This is a genomic window from Polynucleobacter sp. 15G-AUS-farblos, assembly GCF_018882445.1.
GTDB lineage: Bacteria > Pseudomonadota > Gammaproteobacteria > Burkholderiales > Burkholderiaceae > Polynucleobacter.
Genome location: NZ_JACVOM010000012.1, coordinates 1 through 835 on the forward strand (window position 1 = coordinate 1; position 835 = coordinate 835).

The 835-nt window shown below is 53.2% G+C and carries 1 protein-coding gene; it reads left to right on the forward strand.

The window, feature by feature from the left end; translation table 11 throughout:
• On the forward strand, positions 1-835 hold an 835-nt coding region (locus ICN41_RS11180; RefSeq protein WP_255537993.1), incomplete at both ends, for a condensation domain-containing protein.

Genomic DNA, 835 nt, shown 5'->3' on the forward strand with positions numbered 1-835 from the left:
CGCGCGCTGGCGGGCTAGTAGTGGCGCGCTGGATTGCAGGGCCTACGACCAATCTCTTGGCGTTGGTGATCCATCACTATGCAGTCGATGGTGTCTCTTGGCGTATTTTGATCGATGATCTTGCCAGCCTCACGCACACTCCAACACAAGCACTACCCGCGTCAAGCTTACCGCTACGCGAGTGGGCTTTGAGCTTACAAGCTGCTGGTCAAAGTGGTGCTAGGCGCGCAGAAGAAGCGCTCTGGCTCTCTCAAGTACAAGCCGCTCACGCATTGCCAAGTGATGGCCCAGTAGATTTAGCAAACAATACCTTAGGTAATGCCCAGCGCCTGGTAGGACAACTAGATGCCAGCCAAACTGAGCGACTCTTAAGAGCGCCAGCAATCTATCATGGCCAGATTAATGATGTCTTACTAGCGGCTTTAGGTTTAGCCCTCTCCCAATGGGCTCGCAGCCAATATCACACTGAGCTAGGCGATCCAGTGATTGCACTAGAAGGCCATGGCCGTGAGACAGATGCTGATCTGACTCGGACCGTCGGTTGGTTTACCACCTTGTTCCCGCTGCGCTTACCCGTTAGCGGACTAGATACTCAGGTGCGCACCAGTGATGCAGGTCATGCGATTCGACAAGTCAAAGAAGCGATTAATGCACTCCCAGATAAAGGTTTGGGCTATGGCATCTTGCGTTACCTAGATCCTCAAAGTGCTCTCGCTCAGGCTCAGTTTGCAGAGCCTGCCGTGATCTTTAACTATTTAGGTCGCTTTGAACAAAGCAATGCCAAAGCTGCGAATAGTGCCCAGTGGCAGATGACCGAAGGCGGTCTGATGGGTGC